The organism is Larsenimonas salina, from assembly GCF_023736155.1.
In the GTDB taxonomy this organism is placed as follows: domain Bacteria; phylum Pseudomonadota; class Gammaproteobacteria; order Pseudomonadales; family Halomonadaceae; genus Larsenimonas; species Larsenimonas salina.
In genome coordinates this window covers 122,396-141,242 of sequence record NZ_JAMLJJ010000002.1, presented here as the reverse complement: position 1 = coordinate 141,242, position 18,847 = coordinate 122,396, and the positions used below count along the sequence as shown (strand labels likewise).

Here is an 18,847-nt window from a genome sequence, read left to right as displayed (position 1 = left end):
TTCATGAACGACGCCCATAATGACGATATTCTAGAGCGCTTGGCTGATGTTCTGAACGAACGACGTCATGGCGACCCTGACCACTCGTACGTGGCCAAGCTTCACCAGAAGGGTCTCAACAAGATTCTCGAGAAAGTGGGCGAAGAAGCGACCGAGACCATTCTTGCGGCCAAGGACGCGCACCTTGGTAGTGCGGAAAAGGCGTCTCTGGTCAGTGAAACCGCCGACCTCTGGTTTCACAGCCTGGTCATGCTCTCGCACCTGGATATTTCCCATCAAGATGTACTGAATGAGCTGGCGCGCCGTTTCGACGTTTCAGGGCTGGAAGAAAAGGCCTCACGCGTCAAGGATCACTGACGAATAGACCAACGCGGCCACGGCCGCCAGGAGCAGACGATGTTAGGTGGTATCAGTATTTGGCAGCTTCTTATCGTGCTTGGAATCATCATCCTGATTTTCGGCACCAAAAAACTACGTAACCTGGGCGGCGATGTAGGCTCTGCGGTCAAGGGCTTCAAGGACGCCGTCAACGACGGTGAAAAGGACGCCGAGCACCAGCACAAGGTGCAAAAGGACAGCGACGGCACTAGCCACACCTACACCCAGGAACATACGTCCGAACAGCACGACACCCGGAAGTAAGCCATGTTCGATGTCGGCTTTTTCGAACTGATGGTGATTGGTGTGATCGCGCTTTTAGTGCTCGGCCCTGAGCGGCTGCCAGTTGCGGCACGCACGGCCGGGCTCTGGATCGGTCGCATCAAGCGTACGGTGTCCAATGTTCAGCAGGACATTTCATCTCAGCTGGAAGCGGAAGAGCTTCGTCGCAAGATGAAAGAGCATGAAGATGCGTTCTCCTCCAGCATGGACGGCTTCAAGCGCGATACCGAGGAGTCTCTGGGCCACTACCAGGGCCCGAGCGGTAACTCACGCACAACCAGGCCCTCTGCATACTCACCGCAGCCGGCCTCGAACGCGGGTACCGAACACGTGGATGATTCGAGTGCACGCGTAAGCCCACATTCTGAAACGGCCGACACGACGCCCTCTGACAAGCCTTACAAGGATATTTAAGCGCGATGAGTTCCCCCGAGGATTCCGATCAGCCCATGCCCTTGATCGAACATCTGGTCGAACTACGATCGCGGTTACTGAAAGCGGTCGTGGTCATTCTTGTACTGTTTCTGGGCCTTTATGGCTTCTCGAACGACCTGTACGAGTTCATCGCACGCCCCTTGATCGGACTGATGCCCCCCGGCTCGCAGATGATCGCGACCGAAGTGGCCTCCCCGTTTCTGGCACCGTTCAAGCTGACCCTTGTGGCCGCCCTTTTCGCGGCGGTGCCGTTTCTTCTGTATCAAGCCTGGGCGTTTATCGCCCCGGGGCTTTATACCCACGAAAAGAAGCTGGCCGTTCCGATTCTCGGCTCGAGCGTACTGCTGTTCTACGCAGGCGCTGTATTTGCGTATTTCGTGGTCTTTCCGATTCTATTCAAGTTCTTCACGACCGCCGCGCCTGAGGGCGTTCAGGTCATGACCGACATCAATGCGTACCTGAACTTCGTGTTGAAGCTGTTTTTTGCGTTCGGCGTGGCGTTCGAAATCCCAATCGCCACGTTCTTGCTGATCTTGACCGGCGCCACCGATGTAAAAACGCTCTCCAAGAAGCGCCCTTATGTGGTTCTTGGGTGCTTTGTGGTCGGCATGCTTTTGACCCCTCCGGATGTAGTGTCCCAGAGCCTGCTGGCCATTCCGATGTGGCTGTTGTTCGAGGTGGGCATTCTGTTCGGCCGGTGCGTGAAGCGCCAGCGCGGCGGGCGCGCCGAGGTTACCGACAACGCCCGATAGCGGCTCAACGCATGAGTTCAGCGACCTTGTCGACGAGCTTGAAGATCCCCTTGGACGCCTCGTCCAGGTTCTCGGCCAGAAGATAGGCCGGCGTGGTGACCACGCGGTGCTCGTGGTCAACCACGATATTATCGACACTGCAGCTTCGGTGAAGCCCACCCATCGAACTGATGGCGCCTGCGATGCTTGCATCATCCCCGATCGTGACCGGCACACTGCCACTGAGCATCTTCGGCACCATGACCGGGGCGATGCACATCAGCCCAATCGGCTTTTTGGCCTCGAAAAACGGCCGCACCTTTTCCACCAGCTCAGGCAGCACCGTAATGCTGTCGCCGCTGATGGCGAAGTCACACAGATTCTTGGCCGCTCCGAACCCGCCCGGCACAATGATTGCATCGAACTGCTCCGGGTCCAGCGCATCCAGCGCCTCGATGTTCCCCCGCGCCAGGCGCGCCGATTCCGTAAGCACATTGCGTGTTTCACCCTGCATTGCCTGCTCGGTGCGATGATCGATCACATCGTGCTGCTCGATGTCAGGTGCGAAACATGTGAAGGGAATCTTGAGTTGATCAAGACGCAGCAGGGTCAGTGTCGTCTCATAGATTTCGGACCCGTCGAGGTACCCGCAGCCTGCCAGTACTACGGCAACATTCTTGTTCATAAGCAACCTTTGAAAACAGTGGGTGATACGTCGATATGTTCATACGACCGTGGTATCGGTTTCCTCAGTATGGCCGATAACATAAAAAGGAGGGAATGGCGTTGATGACGTATGCTGAATCTACACTTTAATGAACCGCTTGAGCGCGCGCAAAGGCCTGAAAAAGCCTGACACAGCAGTGTCACAGAACTGACGTAAACTGCGCGCACTTACATTCAGGCATCTTCAAGGGCTACCGATGAGCACAAAACCCACTTCCGCACCCGAGGCCTCATCGACGTCCGAAAGCGACGGTGGAAACGAGACCCCGCCCCTTCGCGTCAACCGGACAAAGGTCGGCATCCGGGCGCGGCCGGCCCCTGAAGGGGGCATGGCACTGACCCATCCCCAGCTTTACTTCAACCGGGAAATATCCACGCTGCAGTTTCACATCCGGGTGCTTGAACAGGCGCTCGACGACGCTCACCCGATTCTCAACCGCGTCATGTTCCTGCTGATTTTCTCCTCGAACCTCGATGAGTTTTTCGAAATTCGTGTGGCTGGTCTCAAGCAGGCGCTGCTGATCGATGAAAATGCGCACAGCCGGGACGGCCAGACCTACCAACAAACGCTCAATGAAATTTCCGACATTGCCCATGAGCACGTCGCGCGCCAATACCAGATTCTGAACGACGTTCTGATTCCGGCACTCGAGCAGGAAAATGTCCGCTTTCTTCGACGAAGCCGCTGGACCAAGGCCCAGAAGGAGTGGGTCTCCGACTATTTTTACCGTGAGATTCAGCCCGTCATCAGCCCGATCGGGCTTGATCCGTCGCATCCCTTTCCGCGCCTGGTCAACAAGAGCCTCAATTTCATTGTCGAGCTCGAAGGCAGCGACGCCTTCGGGCGCTCGGGCGGCTTGGCGATAATTCCGGCGCCGCGCTCACTGCCCCGCCTGATCCGCTTTCCAGAGGATATCAGTGGTAATGGCAGCGTCGACTACGCGTTTTTGTCATCGATGATTCACGCCCACGCGGACGCGCTATTCCCGGGCATGACGATCAAGGGCTGCTACCAGTTCCGCCTGACCCGCAACGCCGACCTCTCCGTCAATCCGGAAGAGGTGTCGGACCTGGCCTCAGCCCTCAAGGGCGAGCTACTGGCGAGACGCTATGGCGATGGCGTGCGGCTTGAAATCGCCAACAACTGCCCGGCGCATCTGGCCGACTTCCTGCTCAATCAATTCGGCCTCACCGCCCAGGACCTCTATCTGGTCGATGGCCCGGTCAACTTGAGCCGCATGATGGCCGTCATCAATGACACGCACCGCTCCGATCTGCTGTACGGCCCGTTCGTTCCGGGTCTGCCCAAGCCACTCAGGCATCGACGTGGCAGCTACTTCGACGCGGTGGCTCAGGACGACATTCTGCTTCACCACCCCTACCAATCGTTCGCGCCGGTCGAGCACTGGCTGAAGGAAGCCGCAAGCGACCCCAACGTGCTTGCGATCAAGCAGACGCTTTATCGCACCGGCCCTCACTCCGAAATTGTCAGTGCGCTGGCCGATGCCGCGCGAAACGGCAAGGAAGTGACCGTGGTGATCGAACTTCGGGCACGCTTTGATGAAGCGGATAACATCGAGCTTGCCTCACGGCTGCAGGAAGCCGGGGCGAACGTCATCTACGGCATGATGGACTTCAAGATTCACGCCAAGCTGATGCACATGGTGCGTCGCGAGCAGGGCGAACTTCGTCATTACGCGCATCTGGGCACCGGCAACTACCACGCGACGACCGCCAAGCTTTACACCGACTACAGCCTGCTGACGGCCGATCACAAGATCTGCCGGGACGTTCACCTCATATTCCAGCAGATCGCCGGCATGGGCCAGCCGCGGCAGACACACTACCTGCTGCATGCTCCCTTCACGCTGCACAGCACCCTGATCGAGTTGATCGACCGTGAAATCGAGCACGTTAAGCGTGGCTGCAAGGGGTATATCCTGTTCAAGTGCAACTCGCTGACCGAGCCACGCCTTATCCAGGCGCTTTATAGAGCCTCTCAGGCCGGCATCGAGTGCGACCTGATCATTCGCAGCACCTGTTGCCTGCGCCCGGGCGTGGAGGGCGTCTCAGACAACATCCGCGTACGCTCGATCGTGGGGCGGTTTCTCGAACACACCCGCGTCTATTATTTCCGCAATGCCAATCGGCCTCAGCTCTGGTGCGGCAGTGCCGATGCCATGGAGCGCAACATGTTCCACCGGGTCGAGAGCTGCTTTCCGGTGCTCAATCAAAAGCTCGCCCGTCAGATCAAAAAGGACATGGACACGTACCTGCTCGACAACTGTCAGAGCTGGCAGCTCTGCGCTGATGGCCACTACGAACGCTCGACACCATCCGGCGATGAAGAGGCCATCAGCGCGCAAGAGACGCTACTCTATGCGTACGCGTTAAAACGCTAGTTCGGTGTTGGAGGCGGCCAGCGCGGTCGCCATCTGACGCAGCAGCTGCTCGGTGTGCGCCCAGCCGAGACAGCCATCCGTCACGGACTGCCCATAACGAAGCCCATTTGCAGTAATGGGCTGCTTGCCCTCTTCGATGAAACTTTCAAGCATCACCGCGCACAGTGCCTTGTTACCCCGAACGCGCTGAGACACCACATGCGCCAGAACATCGGGCTGGCGCGCCGGGTCCTTGCCGCTGTTGGCATGGGAGCAATCCACCATTAGCGCGGCAGGTGCCCCACTCTGCGTCAGGCAGTGCTGAGCGCTGGCAACACTTGCAGCGTCGAAGTTGGGCCCTTGATCGCCCCCTCGAAGCACCAGATGCGTATGCGGGTTACCCTGGGTCAGCATACGGGACATCACACCGTGACCATCAACCCCGAAGCTGTGATGGGCGTGAGCGGCGCTTTGCATTGCATCTGCCGCGATTTGAACGCTGCCACTCGTGGCATTCTTGAAGCCAACCGGGAAATCGAGGCCACTGACCAGTTCCCGATGGATCTGGGACTCGGTGGTACGGGCACCAATGGCTGCCCATGAGAGAATATCGTCGAGGTAGTGCGTGACCACCGGGCTTAAAAGCTCTGTCGACACCGGCAAGCCCAGTGACGCGATGTCGATCATCAATTCCCGAGCCTGACGAAGCCCTTCCGACATGTCGTGCGACCCATCCAGGTGCGGATCATAAGCCAGTCCCTTCCACCCCGTAATCGTGCGCGGCTTTTCAACGTAGACCCGCATGACCAACAGCAGTCGATCCGATAGATGCTGATTCAGGGAGGCCAGGCGCTGCGCATAATCAAGTGCTGCAACAGGGTCGTGCACAGAGCACGGACCAACGACCACCAGCATGCGATCGTCCCTACCGGCAAGGATCTCTGCAATGGCTGCGCGTTGCTTGCGGATTTGCGTCTGGAGGGCATCACTCAGCGGCATGGCCGCCTTCAGATCGCGAGAAGAAGGAAGCGAGGTATGGGATAGAGCGGAAGGTGTATCGGCAAACATGGGAAAATTCCTTTATGAGCGTTGAGATAATGAGGACGGCAGACGACTGGGATCGATCACGACCCAAAAGGCACCGCGGGCAAACAGGGCACAAGCATTGAAATACGTCATGGTCCGATCTCCGTTATTGAGTTATAGAAGTGCAAACAGCGTACAAACGAAAAACCCCCTGACCGGGCAAGCCGATCAGGGGGTTTGATACTCGGCTGCCCGTCAAACGATTCGGGCGGCCTATGCAGTGCATTACATCAGGCGCGCCCGTCCATAAACCAATACCAATAGCCGATCATTGCAGCGTCAACGCCAGTGGCGTTGGCTTCAATGAAGGCGTTATTGACGTGGGCTTGGTTCATAATCATCGGGCAAGTCATCAGTAATCGGTTATTTGGATCTATCCAGAGCTTAAGCAGTTGTCCTGCTGGGTCCTGCATCGAGAAACAGGCACTGAATCAAGAAAACAGCTTAAGCCAGAGAAGAATCATCGGAACGGCGGTGAGAACACCCAGCGCTGTTACACCTGCAATCAAACCGGCCAGGGCAACATGCTCCTTGCGTGTACGTGACCTCAACGTTGTCATGGTCCGACACCTCTTGACAGTAAATTGTTATTCAACGACATGTCGTTATAACGCGAAACGGCGCTTACGCGCCGCTTCGCTTTTTTATATTTACGCTTCCGCGCCTTGATCGTCAACCGTATGTTGCAGCCAGATGACACCTTCCGGTTGAAAACCGGGTAATTATCATCTAGCGATCATCAAGACCATGCGCCTGAATCTTTTACTGAAATGCCTTGAACGTCGCCGAAAGACTAGCCTCTGGGGGCGTAACTGAAGACATCGGAAAACACCCGCTCAGTCAGCGGCTCGATGGCATCAAGCGTATCGACTACGGCATAGACCATGCCCGGCGAGCCTGAAATAAAGATGCTCGCCTCGCGCGTACTGGTCACCCGAGCATGCAGCGCGCGGTCGACGCGCTCGATCATACCGTCGAAATCGGTCTCGCTCGGCGCCTCGATCACGGGTGTGAACGTCACGTTCGGGTACTCTGTGCTCCACCGACGCGGGAGGCTCTCAAGATAGAGGTCCTCTCGCGTTTTGCCCGCCCACCACAGGTGAACCGGGCGGTCCGGATGGTGCGCCAACGCCGCCTCGATGATCGCTTTCATCTGGGCAAAGCCGGTACCGGCGGCAATCAGCATCAGAGGCCGGTCGTCATCAAGGTCCAGTACGCTTTCGCCGCTCGGCAATCGAACCTGAAAGGCCTCATGGGCAAAAAGACGCTCGAACAAGCGTTTCGACCGGGGATTTTCAGGCGCGTATTGAATGTGCAGCTCGAGTTCACCGTCACCTTGATGATGATTGGCAATGGAAAACGGCAACCAGTCGCCTTCCTGCTCCAACTCAAGGTATTGACCCGGCGCATGAGCCACTGCCGCAGACTCCCCCTTCAGGAACACGCGGTAGACAACCTCACTCAACGTTTCAACGGCTTCGACCTGGCAGGTCACTACGGTCGGGCTCATGCACATTCCTCAGCGTTCGACGGTGTTTTTTTCGGTGGGCGATACTATAGCGAATTCATCCCAGCGTTCCGATACGCGCGATTTGATCTCATCAGACATCGAAATGGCGCGCCCCCACTCACGCGTGGTTTCACCGGGCCATTTATCGGTCGCGTCCATCCCCATCTTCGACCCGAGCCCGCTGACCGGCGAGGCGAAATCGAGATAATCGATCGGAGTATTTTCGACCAGAACCGTGTCACGCGACGGATCCATTCGTGTCGTGATCGCCCAGATCACATCCTTCCAATCCCGAACGTTGATGCCTTCATCGACGACGATGACGAATTTCGTGTACATGAACTGACGCAAAAAGCTCCAGACCCCCATCATGACGCGCTTGGCATGACCTGCGTACTGCTTTTTCATCGACACCACCGCCATCCGATAGGAACACCCCTCCGGCGGCAGATAAAAATCGACGATTTCGGGGAACTGTCGCTTAAGAATCGGTACAAACACCTCATTCAGCGCCACCCCGAGCACGGCAGGCTCATCCGGGGGGCGACCGGTGTAGGTCGAATGATAGATCGGGTTGGTACGATGGGTGATTCGCTCAACGGTAAAGACCGGAAAGGTGTCGACCTCATTGTAGTACCCGGTGTGATCGCCGAACGGGCCCTCCTGGGCCATGTCATCAGGATAGATATGTCCTTCAAGGACAAACTCGCTGGACGCAGGCACCTCGAGCTCGGCGTGGCCACACTTGACCAGTTCGGTTCTCGACCCACGCAACAGCCCCGCAAACGCATATTCGGACAGCGAATCAGGCACGGGGGTCACCGCCCCGAGAATCGTGGCTGGATCGGCCCCGAGCACCACCGCGACCGGAAACGGCTCACCCGGATGTGCCTTTTGCCACTCCTGAAAATCGAGCGCGCCGCCGCGATGGGACAGCCACCGCATGATCAAGCGGTTCTTGCCGATTTTCTGCTGACGATAGATACCAAGATTCTGACGCGCCTTGTGCGGCCCCTTGGTCACGACCAGCGGCCAGGTCACCAGAGGTGCGGCGTCGCCGGGCCAGCAGTGCTGAATCGGCAACCGATCAAGATCAACAGCCTCACCCTCGAGCACAACCTCTTGGCATGGCGCCTTGCGTACCCGCTTGGGCCCCATGCTCATGACCTGCTTGAAGATGGGGAGCTTTCCCCAGGCATCCCGAAACCCTTTAGGTGGCTCAGGCTCTTTTAAAAAGGCGAGCAGCTCGCCCACTTCCTTCAATGCCGAAACGCTTTCCTGCCCCATACCGAGCGCCACCCGCGTGGGCGTTCCAAACAGATTGGCCAGCACCGGAATGTCGCTGCCCTTCACGTTTTCGAACAAAAGCGCCGGGCCCTCCTCGCGAAGCACCCGGTCACAGATCTCGGTCATTTCAAGGTATGGGTCGACCTCGGCCCTGACCCGCACCAGCTGGCCTCGCGCCTCGAGCCCATCGATAAATTCTCTGAGATCCCGATACTGCATCTCTTGCTCCCCTGATGATCGATGGGATGACAATGGCACAAAAAAGGGCAGGAATCATTCCTGCCCTCATTAACCGACAAACGCCCCGTCAGCGGCGCTTCATCGCCTCGAAGAACTCGATGTTGGTCTTGGTGTCCTTCAGACGATCGATCATGAACTCGGTCGCGGCCACGTCTTCCATCGGGTTTAAGAGCTTGCGAAGAATCCACATGCGCTGCATTTCTTCTTCGCTGCACAAAAGGTCTTCACGGCGCGTGCCGGACCGACGCAGGTTGATGGCCGGGAACACACGCTTTTCAGCCAGCTTGCGATCAAGATGCACTTCCATGTTACCCGTGCCCTTGAACTCCTCGAAAATGACCTCGTCCATCTTGGAGCCGGTATCGACCAGCGCGGTGGCAAGAATCGTCAGACTGCCGCCTTCCTCGATGTTACGGGCCGCACCAAAGAATCGCTTGGGCTTTTCAAGCGCATGCGCATCGACACCGCCGGTCAATACCTTGCCGGAGGACGGCACGACGGTATTGTAGGCACGAGCCAGACGCGTGATGGAATCAAGCAGAATCACCACGTCCTTCTTGTGCTCGACCAGGCGCTTGGCTTTCTCGATGACCATTTCCGCGACCTGAACGTGACGCGCCGGCGGCTCGTCGAACGTCGATGCCACGACCTCGCCACGCACCGTACGCGCCATCTCGGTCACTTCCTCGGGCCGCTCATCGATCAGCAGCACGATCATGTGACATTCGGGATTATTGCGCGTGATGGAGTTGGCGATGTTTTGAAGCATCAGCGTCTTACCCGCCTTGGGGGGTGAGACGATCAGACCACGCTGGCCCTTGCCGATTGGCGCGGCCAGGTCGATGATTCGAGAGGTCAGATCCTCGGTCGAGCCGTTGCCGATTTCCATGCCCAGGCGGCTTTGCGGAAACAGCGGCGTCAGGTTTTCAAACAGGATCTTGTGCTTGGCGTTTTCCGGCTTGTCGAAGTTGATCTTGCTGACCTTCAACAGAGCGAAATAGCGCTCGCCTTCCTTCGGCGGACGAATCTTGCCCGCGATGGTGTCACCCTTGCGCAGGTTGAAGCGCCGAATCTGGGAGGGTGAAACGTAGATATCATCCGGGCCGGCCATGTAGGAGCTGTCGGCGCTGCGCAGGAAGCCAAAGCCATCCTGCAGGATTTCGAGCACACCGTCGCCGAAGATATCTTCGCCGCTTTTGGCGTGCTTTTTGAGGATGGCGAAGATGATGTCCTGTTTCCGGGAACGTGCCAGGTTGTCGATGCCCATGTCGCGGGCAAGATTGAGCAGTTCGGGAACGGATTTTTGCTTGAGTTCGGTAAGATTCATCGGTTTATTCGAAAATCGCTCGTGTCAGCATGGCAAAGAGAAGTGCTGTGTGCTGCAAGACAGGAGGCGGTCAATATAAATCAAAGGCCGCCCGGTGCGTTCAGAAGCCTCTTGGGTGTCATCTATGTCTTGAGTGGCCGGCTCGTGGCGGCTCGGACAACGCTGGTCGAGACATGCAGGATGTGATCGGTAACTAAATTCGCCTGAACTCAGATCACTGGCCTTGATCGGGGCGCGACGATCACGAGAAGAGGGCTGACTGACGACTTGGGAAACCGCTATAGGCGCGGCCGGAAAGCATTCGGAACAGGCGAACGACCTGATGGTAGTCAACCTCCACCACCAACGCAATAGGCCAGCGGCATAAAATGCTACTTGAGTTCCTCTTCGATAAACTCGAGGATCTGCGCTTTTGGCAGCGCCCCGACCTTGGTCGCCTCGACATTGCCATCCAGAAAAAGAATCAGAGTGGGGATGCCTCGCACGTTGAACCGAGCCGCAATATCCGGGTACTGATCGATGTCGATCTTGGCCACGCGAACCCGCCCTTCAAGCTCGGTTGCGATGTCATCGAGCACGGGAGCAAGCTGCTTGCACGGCCCGCACCACGGGGCCCAGAAGTCGATCAACACAGCGCCCGAATGCGCCGTCAACTCACGTTCGAGACTGGCTTCATCCCACTGTGCAACGCGTTCGCTCATGATGTTTTCCCTAAATAATGAATCGCTCTTCAGCATGAAGAGCCCGCGACAAGAATGCGTCATGGTTCGTGCGCTATGCTTGCCACAACGCCATAGACTATAAAGCGACCCGGCCTGCACGTCATGGTCAAACACAGGGGTCGCCCCGTGCAAAGAAACAGGATGCCTTAATGACGGACGATACGCTCCCTGACAGCTCTAAAAAACTGGCCGCCATCGATCTGGGATCGAACAGTTTTCACTTGTTGATCGTCGAGTACAGCAACGGCCATATCAAGACGCTCGAAAAGCGCGGCGAAAAGGTGCAGCTCGCCGACGGCATGGACAAGGACGGATGCTTAAGCGATGCCGCCATGGCCCGCGCCATGACGTGCCTTGAACTGTTCGCGCACTTCATCGACGGCATTGGTGCCGACGATATTCGTATCGTTGGCACCAATGCCCTTCGCACCGCCAGCAACAGCGATGACTTTCTCGCCCGAGCCCAGGCCCTTTTGGACCACGACGTCGAAATCATTTCCGGTCGCGAGGAAGCACGCCTGATCTACCTGGGTGCTGCCCATGCGCTTGCTGAAGGCAAGGGCCGACGACTCGTGGCCGACATCGGCGGCGGTTCGACCGAGTTCATCATCGGCGAGCATTTTACGCCGCTGGCGCTTGAAAGCCTCGATATGGGCTGTGTGGTCTACACCGATCGCTTCTTCGCCGATGGCGCCATCACCGACAAGAATTTCCGCCAGGCCGAGCGAGAAGCGCGCTCAGAGCTTGCGAACATCAAGCGCGCCTATCAGAAACTTGGCTGGCAGGACCCAATCGGCACCTCCGGCACCATCCGCGCCGCCTCGGAAGTGCTCGAACAGCACGGTCAGACCGAAGGCGGTGTCGTCACTCGGGAGGGCCTTGACTGGCTCAAGAAGCGGCTGATCAAGCAAAACGATCTGCACTCGCTGTCACTGGATGGACTCAAGGCCAGCCGGGCACGGGTCTTTCCCGCCGGGGTCGCCGTGCTGCGCGCCATTTTCGACGTTTTCAAGCTCGAGCGGCTTCGTTACGCCAATGGCGCGCTCCGAGAAGGGGTCATCAACGATCTGATCGGCCGCGATACCGATCAGGACCCGCGCAACAATAGCCTCGATGCGCTGACCACGCGTTTCGATGTCGACACCCAGCAACAGCATAACGTGCGCGAGAGCGCCCGCCAGGCCTTCGAGCATCTGGCCAAGCCCTGGTCTTTGACCAACGCCCACTGGCGCTATCTGGACTGGGCCGCACGCGTTCACGAGCTGGGCCTTGCCATTTCTCACGCGAAATTTCACCGCCACGGCAGCTACATTCTTGAATACGCCGATATGGCCGGGTTTTCTCGGCCAGAACAGCAACTGCTGGCGTTTCTGGTTCGAGCGCACCGTCGTAAATTCCCGCTTCGAGAACTCAATGCCCTGCCCGAACGTCGGCGGCTCCCGTTCCTGCGCCTGGCGGTCATCCTGCGCCTGGCGGTGCTTTTGAACCACTCACGTGACGACGACCCCTTCACCGACTTCGGCCTTACCGCTGAGGGCGACACGCTTGAATTGACCCTGCCAGACGACGCCCTGCTTCGAATTATCGACGCCGAGCGCGAATGCCACTACCTGAGCGACACCGGGCTGACCCTCACGGTCTCGACCTATCCCGCCAGCGACTCGCCTCACACGTCCAGCCATCTGCAGTAAGCACGGAGGGCGTGGCGCCCGGGGGCAGCACGAGCGCCACCAGCTCGCCTCCGGCCCACACGAACAAACTCTGAGAGCGCTGCCACGGCGGCACCTCATACGTCTGAAACAGCGCCTTGAGCGCCCGGCGGTGACCGTTGACTCGAAGACGTTCACCGCCGCGGCGCGAGGTGACGCGGTCAATCATCGCCTTGCCAGAGGACGTCGAGCTCAGGGCGCCGAACCAGTCGCCCCAAGGCGTCGTGAGCTCGGTGGCGTTCTCCCACGCGGCATCGAACGGCGCAAGCTCCGCGCAAGGCGTACCAAGATAGACTCGACGACGCCATTGCCGCGCCTCCCCCCCAGGCCATTTGACGACAACCTCTGCGTCCGGGCGCGCATCGAGCTGCTTAAGCAGGGTTGCAAGCCGTCGCCTGGGCGGCAGCGGCACCTCCAATTGCGCCAGCGCGCACCGAATCAGCACCGCCTGCTCATCGGGTGAGCGCGCAACAAGGGCGTCAAGCTCAAGCACGCCCGGCGCGCACGTGATCCTTTCAAGTACCTCATCGGCAAAGCGCATCAACGCCGCGCGCTCACCTCGAAGCAGTTCGGCCGTCGAGGCCAGCACGTGGGAGGCGCGCGTCCAGCGCGCCTCGAGCCGCGGCAGAACGTCATGGCGCAGGAAATTGCGATCAAAGCGCGTATCGCGATTGGTTGGGTCCTCGGCCCACACAAGCCCCGCGTTTTCAGAAAGCTCGACCAGACTCGCCCGCGGCACCGACAGCAGCGGGCGCACCAGAGCGCATGTCGCCGTTAATGCGCGCTTGGGCGCCATGCCACCGAGGCCGGTCAACCCACTGCCCCGCAGTAGCCTAAGCAGCACGGTTTCGGCCTGATCATCGCAGTGGTGGGCAAGCCAAAGCGTGTCACCCGGCTCGAGCGTCTGCTCGAACGCGGCGTAGCGCACTCGCCGCGCTGCCGCTTCAAGCCCATCGCCATCGGGGTCGACCGTGACCCGATGACACACCAACTCAATACCAAGCGCCTGGCACTGACGCTCACAGGCCGCCTCGAGTGCACCAGCCTCGGCGTGGAGACCATGATTGACATGAACCGCTTTCAGCTCGGTGCGTGCGGGGCAAAATCGATGCGCGAGGTGCAAGAGACAGGCACTGTCCATTCCACCGGAAAGCGCGACCCAGACACACGCCCCACTGATGGAAAAACCGTGTTCGAGATATGGCTGCACTTGATGCTCGGTCACAGAACCTCCTCGAGCGCTTGGTCGGCAAGCGCTTTTTAGCGTCGAACGTTTGCCACCCATAAAAAAAGGCGTGCCAGAGCACGCCTTTTCATCGTCTTACAGGCAGACCGTTTTTACGCGGGCGCGCCGTAACTCATCAACCGAGCGTAGCGCCGCTCAAGCAGCGCCTCGGTGTCCAATGCCGTCAACCGATCAAGGCTTTCATTCAGAGCACCGCGAACGCGCTCCGCAGCGGCATCCGGCGTGCGGTGGGCGCCACCCAGCGGCTCTTCGATCAGGGTATCGACAAAGCCCAGCTCCTTCAGACGCGAGGCGGTAATGCCCATCGCGTGAGCGGCTTCAGAGGCTTTTTCAGCGCTCTTCCACAAAATGGACGCGCACCCTTCCGGCGAGATGACCGAGTAGGTGGAGTACTGAAGCATCTGAAGCTCATCGCACACGCCGATGGCCAGTGCGCCGCCGGAGCCGCCTTCACCGATCACGGTAGAGATGATCGGCGTCTTGAGGCGGGACATGACGGCGAGATTGCGGGCGATGGCCTCGCTCTGGCCGCGCTCTTCGGCGTCGATGCCCGGATAGGCCCCGGGCGTGTCGATGAACGTCAGCACCGGCATGTTGAAACGCTCGGCCATCTCCATCAAACGCAGCGCCTTGCGGTAGCCTTCCGGACGAGGCATGCCGAAATTGCGGCGAACCTTGTCCTTCACCGACCGGCCTTTCTGATGGCCGATGACCATGACCGGCCGGTTATCGAGTCGTGCAACTCCGCCGACCAGCGCCGCATCGTCGGCAAAGGCACGGTCGCCGTGCAGTTCTTCGAAATCGGTGAAGATGGCGTCGAGATAATCGAGGGTGTAGGGCCGCTGCGGATGGCGCGAGAGCTGGGCGACCTGCCACGCCGACAGATCGCGGAAGATCTGCTCGGTCAGCTTGCGGCTTTTTTCCTCGAGCTTACCTACTTCTTCGCTGATGTTGATCTTGGAGTCATTGCCGACCAGGCGCAATTCTTCGATCTTGGCCTGCATTTCGGCAATGGGCTGTTCAAAGTCCAGATAGTTCGGATTCATAGGGGCGTTATCACACTCTCTGGCAGCTCATCATACATCGCCGTATGGAGCTGTCGGGTTTGCTCGCCGCCACTGCCTGCGTTGCTGTCGACGAGCGTAAAATGGGGCCATTATCCCATGGTGTCCCGCGACTGCAAGTCACCCGGGCCGACCCTGGTTTCAACGGCGCTGGTTTCAAAGGCGCTATCTAGCGATAGCATAAACGAACACGGTCCTGCCCTTCGACATCGGCAAGCGCCAGGAAAAGCTCATCGCTTGGCGTTACCCGCCAGCGTTCGCCCAGTTCGACCTGCCCCTTCGCCCGCGCATTGCGATAGCTCACACGCACCGGAAGCCCCTCCGCATTGACGTAGGGCGAGAGCTGGGAGGTCAACGTCTTGATCAGGCCACCGTTGACCCGGGCGCCATCGATTTCGAGCTCGATCGCTTCCCCATAGCGGCCGCGGGCGGCAACAATCGGGGTTACATCTTTCACACGAAGCTTGAGGCCACCGGAATAATCGTCCTGGCTGACCTCACCTTCAAGAATCACGACCTGATCGGCCGCCAGCTGATTGCGCACCTGATCATAGAGCTCACCGAAGAGTGACGCTTCGATGCGGCTGGTGCGATCATCAAGCGTCACGAACGCAATCGTGTCGCCGCGCTTGGATTTCATCGTCCGCATCGCAACGATCAGTCCGGCCACACGCTGTGGCTCGCGTGAGGGCTTCAGGTCGACGATACGCGTGCTCACAAAACGCTTGAGTTCGGCTTCGTACTCATCGATGGGGTGACCGGTCAGATAGAGCCCAAGCGTGTCCTTTTCACCGCCAAGACGCTCTCGATCGGTCCAGTCTCGCACCTGGCGATACTCCTGATAGACGTCACTGTCGGCCTCGTCCTCGGCACCGCCGAACGCCTCACCGAACATGTCCATCATGCCGATGCTTGCGTTGGTGTGGCTCTGCGAGGCCGCCTTCAAGGCGTCATCAAGCGCTGCGGCCAGCACCGAGCGCGACGGTCCGAGCTGATCGAGCGCACCGGAACGAATCAGCGCCTCGATGGTGCGCTTGTTCATGCGCTTGCCGTCGATGCGGCGACAGAAGTCGAACAGATCCTTGAACGGGCCGTCGGCCTCACGCGATTCAACGATCGCGCCAATCGGGCCCTCACCGACCCCCCGGATCGCCCCCAGACCGTAGACGACTTCGTTGTCGTCGTTGACCGTAAACTTGTAGCCGCCGACGTTGACGTTGGGGGGCGTAACCGAAAGCCCCATGCGCCGGCACTCCTCGATCAGCGGCACCACTTTCTCGATGGTGTGCATTTCGGTCGAGAGGACCGCTGCCATGAACGGCGCCGGATAATGCGCTTTCAACCAGGCCGTCTGATAGGAGACCAACCCATAGGCGGCCGAGTGAGACTTGTTGAAGCCATAGCCGGCGAACTTTTCAACCAGGTCAAAGATGTTGCCGGCCAGATCCTTGTCGATGCCTTTCTGGGCGCACCCTTCCATGAATCCGGCGCGCTGCTTGGCCATTTCCTCGGGCTTTTTCTTGCCCATGGCGCGGCGAAGCATGTCGGCCTGACCGAGCGTATAGCCGGCCAGCACCTGAGCGATCTGCATCACCTGCTCCTGATACAGAATGATGCCGTAGGTCGACTCCAGCACCGGTTTCAACAGATCGTGCTGATAATCCGGGTGTGGATAAGATACTTCTGCCCGGCCGTGCTTACGGTTGATGAAGTCATCCACCATGCCGGACTGCAGCGGGCCCGGGCGGAACAGCGCCACAAGGGCGATCATGTCTTCAAGGGAATCGGGCTGGAGGCGCTTGATCAGCTCTTTCATGCCGCGGGATTCAAGCTGGAACACCGCCGTGGTTTCAGCCTTCTTGAGCATGTCGAAGGTGGGCGTGTCGTCCAGCGGTATGGTCGCGATGTCGAGCGGCCCCTGCCCCTCGCGGGCGCGAACCACATCGACCATCTCGAGCGCCCAGTCGATGATCGTGAGCGTTCGAAGGCCCAGAAAGTCGAACTTGACCAGCCCCGCTTCCTCGACGTCGTTCTTGTCGAACTGAACCATCAGACCGGAGCCGTCCTCGTCACACAGAAGCGGTGAGAAGTCGGTCAGCTTGGTCGGCGCGATGACAACGCCACCCGCGTGCTTGCCGGTGCCGCGGGTAATGCCCTCGAGTTTCTGAGCCATTTCCCAGATTTCGCCGGCTTCATCATCGCCCTCGACAAACTCACGCAGCGCCGATTCCTGATCCCAGGCCTTGGCAAGCGTCATGCCGACCTCAAAAGGAATGAGCTTTGAAAGCTTATCGCCGAGCGAATACGGCTTGCCCTGGGCGCGCGCCACATCGCGCACCACCGCCTTGGCCGCCATGGTGCCGAAGGTAACGATCTGGGATACGGCGTCGCGGCCGTAGCGGTCGGCCACGTAGTCGATGACCCGGTCGCGCTTTTCCATGCAGAAATCGACGTCGAAGTCGGGCATCGAGACACGTTCGGGGTTCAGAAAGCGTTCGAACAGCAGGTCGTATTCAAGCGGGTCGAGGTCGGTGATCTCAAGCGCATAGGCCACCAGCGACCCGGCACCGGAGCCACGACCGGGCCCCACCGGCACGTCGTTCTGCTTCGCCCAGCGAATGAAGTCCATCACGATCAGGAAGTAGCCGGGAAAGCCCATCTGATTGATGATGCCAAGCTCGAAATCGAGCCGCTCACGATACGCCGGTTCGAACTCGGCCCGGTCGCGGCCCTGATAGGTGGCGTGCTCGGCGTCGAAAAGCCGGTAAAGCCGCTCTGAGAGGCCATCATGGGAGAGCTTGCAGAAGAACTCCTCCATGGTCATACCGTCCGGCACCGGGTATTCAGGCAGAAAGTACTCGCCCAGGCGCACATCGACGTTGCAGCGCGCCGCGATCATGACCGAGTTTTCGATCGCCTCGGGAAGGTCTGCAAAAAGCTCGGCCATCTCCCCGGCCGACTTGAAGTACTGCTCTTCGCTGTAGCGGCTTTCCCGGCGCGGGTCATCCAGCGCCTTGCCCTCACCGATCGAGACTCGGGTTTCATGAGCCCAGTAGTCCTCTCGGGTCATGAACCGAACGTCGTTGGTGGCAACGACCGGAGTATCGGTTGCGATCGCAAGCTCAACGCTTGCCTTGACGCAGGCTTCATCGAACGGACGCTTAGTGCGCTGGAGCTCGAGGTAGAATCGGTCCGGGAAGAAACGCTGCCACTCGGTGAGCACCTGACGCGCGGTCTCATGGTGCTCGGAAAGCAGAAAGCGTCCGATTTCCCCTTCACGCGCACCGGACAACGCGATCAAGCCGTCACTTTGCTCGAAGATCCACTCCTTCTTGAGCTGCGCACGGTCATCGCGTTGACCGTGCTGCCACCCGCGGGAAATGAGCTCGGTGAGGTTACGGTACCCCTCGTTATCCATCGCGATTAGGGTCAGCCGATACGGATGATCCTCGTCGAACGGGTTGTCCATCCAGACATCCGATCCGATGATCGGCTTGAGCCCCGCGCCCTGCGCCGAGGTGTACATCTTGACCAGGCCGAACAGGTTGGTTTCATCGGTCAGCGCCAGTGCGGGCAGCTGCTCGGCACTGGCGTGCTTGATCAGTGGCTTTAGGCGAATGAGGCCATCGACCAGCGAATACTCGCTGTGAACGCGAAGATGAACGAAGGACATCGCTTGAATCACTCGTAATTCGTGAGAAAGAGAACGGCGAACGACCGATT

General features: G+C 59.0%; 16 protein-coding genes. 6 read left to right on the top strand and 10 right to left on the bottom strand.

The features are described from left to right. The first annotated feature begins 3 nt into the window (after positions 1 to 3). Genes NAT23_RS05920 through tatC form a run of 4 tightly spaced genes read left to right on the top strand, consistent with a single transcriptional unit; the run spans position 4 to position 1,847 of the window. Positions 4 to 357 carry a phosphoribosyl-ATP diphosphatase gene (locus NAT23_RS05920; RefSeq protein WP_251592670.1) on the top strand — a complete coding sequence of 118 codons (354 nt, stop codon included), beginning with the start codon at positions 4 to 6 and terminating at the stop codon, positions 355 to 357. Between the two features lie 39 nt (positions 358 to 396). Continuing rightward, positions 397 to 642, top strand: a complete 246-nt coding sequence (gene tatA, locus NAT23_RS05915; protein ID WP_251592671.1) for a Sec-independent protein translocase subunit TatA — start codon at positions 397 to 399, stop codon at positions 640 to 642. A gap of 3 nt (positions 643 to 645) precedes the next feature. Next, positions 646 to 1,074: a Sec-independent protein translocase protein TatB gene (gene tatB / locus NAT23_RS05910; RefSeq protein WP_251926363.1), complete on the top strand. Its 429-nt coding sequence runs from the start codon at positions 646 to 648 to the stop codon at positions 1,072 to 1,074. Between the two features lie 5 nt (positions 1,075 to 1,079). Then, positions 1,080 to 1,847: a twin-arginine translocase subunit TatC gene (gene tatC, locus NAT23_RS05905; protein ID WP_251592681.1), complete on the top strand. Its 768-nt coding sequence runs from the start codon at positions 1,080 to 1,082 to the stop codon at positions 1,845 to 1,847. Between the two features lie 4 nt (positions 1,848 to 1,851). Here the strand turns inward: tatC and elbB are convergent, their stop codons facing one another. After that, positions 1,852 to 2,511: an isoprenoid biosynthesis glyoxalase ElbB gene (gene elbB / locus NAT23_RS05900; RefSeq protein WP_251592683.1), complete on the bottom strand. Its 660-nt coding sequence runs from the start codon at positions 2,509 to 2,511 to the stop codon at positions 1,852 to 1,854. Positions 2,512 to 2,749: 238 nt separating this feature from the next. Here elbB and ppk1 point away from each other — a divergent pair, with 238 nt between their 5' ends. Further along, the gene (gene ppk1, locus NAT23_RS05895; protein ID WP_251926362.1) at positions 2,750 to 4,954 is read left to right on the top strand and encodes a polyphosphate kinase 1; all 2,205 of its coding nucleotides are present in this window, start codon (positions 2,750 to 2,752) and stop codon (positions 4,952 to 4,954) included. On the opposite strand, the gene NAT23_RS05890 is transcribed toward ppk1, so the two are convergent. From NAT23_RS05890 to trxA, 6 genes are all read right to left on the bottom strand, one after another. Next, on the bottom strand, positions 4,943 to 6,001 hold the full coding sequence (locus tag NAT23_RS05890; protein ID WP_251926361.1) for a 3-deoxy-7-phosphoheptulonate synthase: 1,059 nt from the start codon (positions 5,999 to 6,001) through the stop codon (positions 4,943 to 4,945). The genes ppk1 and NAT23_RS05890 overlap by 12 nt on opposite strands. A gap of 449 nt (positions 6,002 to 6,450) precedes the next feature. Then, on the bottom strand, positions 6,451 to 6,579 hold the full coding sequence (locus NAT23_RS14745; protein ID WP_286009962.1) for a hypothetical protein: 129 nt from the start codon (positions 6,577 to 6,579) through the stop codon (positions 6,451 to 6,453). Between the two features lie 233 nt (positions 6,580 to 6,812). After that, complete coding sequence (locus NAT23_RS05885) at positions 6,813 to 7,529, bottom strand: ferredoxin reductase domain-containing protein (protein ID WP_251926359.1); 717 nt, start codon at positions 7,527 to 7,529, stop codon at positions 6,813 to 6,815. Positions 7,530 to 7,538: 9 nt separating this feature from the next. Continuing rightward, a complete protein-coding gene (gene ubiD, locus NAT23_RS05880) occupies positions 7,539 to 9,035 on the bottom strand; it encodes a 4-hydroxy-3-polyprenylbenzoate decarboxylase (protein ID WP_251926357.1) in 1,497 nt (498 codons plus the stop codon). A gap of 88 nt (positions 9,036 to 9,123) precedes the next feature. Continuing rightward, positions 9,124 to 10,383, bottom strand: coding sequence for a transcription termination factor Rho (gene rho, locus NAT23_RS05875; RefSeq protein ID WP_251592708.1), 1,260 nt, complete (start codon positions 10,381 to 10,383; stop codon positions 9,124 to 9,126). Between the two features lie 371 nt (positions 10,384 to 10,754). Then, positions 10,755 to 11,084: a thioredoxin gene (trxA, locus tag NAT23_RS05870; protein ID WP_251592711.1), complete on the bottom strand. Its 330-nt coding sequence runs from the start codon at positions 11,082 to 11,084 to the stop codon at positions 10,755 to 10,757. Positions 11,085 to 11,254: 170 nt separating this feature from the next. Here trxA and ppx point away from each other — a divergent pair, with 170 nt between their 5' ends. Then, positions 11,255 to 12,796 (top strand): exopolyphosphatase, encoded by a 1,542-nt coding sequence (ppx, locus tag NAT23_RS05865; protein ID WP_251926355.1) that lies wholly within the window; start codon positions 11,255 to 11,257, stop codon positions 12,794 to 12,796. Here the strand turns inward: ppx and tilS are convergent. The 3 genes from tilS to dnaE form a co-directional block, all read right to left on the bottom strand. Continuing rightward, a complete protein-coding gene (tilS, locus tag NAT23_RS05860; protein WP_251926353.1) occupies positions 12,738 to 14,039 on the bottom strand; it encodes a tRNA lysidine(34) synthetase TilS in 1,302 nt (433 codons plus the stop codon). The genes ppx and tilS overlap by 59 nt on opposite strands. Before the next feature lie 113 nt (positions 14,040 to 14,152). Further along, complete coding sequence (gene accA, locus NAT23_RS05855; RefSeq protein ID WP_251926352.1) at positions 14,153 to 15,106, bottom strand: acetyl-CoA carboxylase carboxyl transferase subunit alpha; 954 nt, start codon at positions 15,104 to 15,106, stop codon at positions 14,153 to 14,155. Positions 15,107 to 15,293: 187 nt separating this feature from the next. Beyond that, on the bottom strand, positions 15,294 to 18,797 hold the full coding sequence (gene dnaE, locus NAT23_RS05850) for a DNA polymerase III subunit alpha (RefSeq protein WP_251926350.1): 3,504 nt from the start codon (positions 18,795 to 18,797) through the stop codon (positions 15,294 to 15,296). Positions 18,798 to 18,847: the final 50 nt, after the last annotated feature.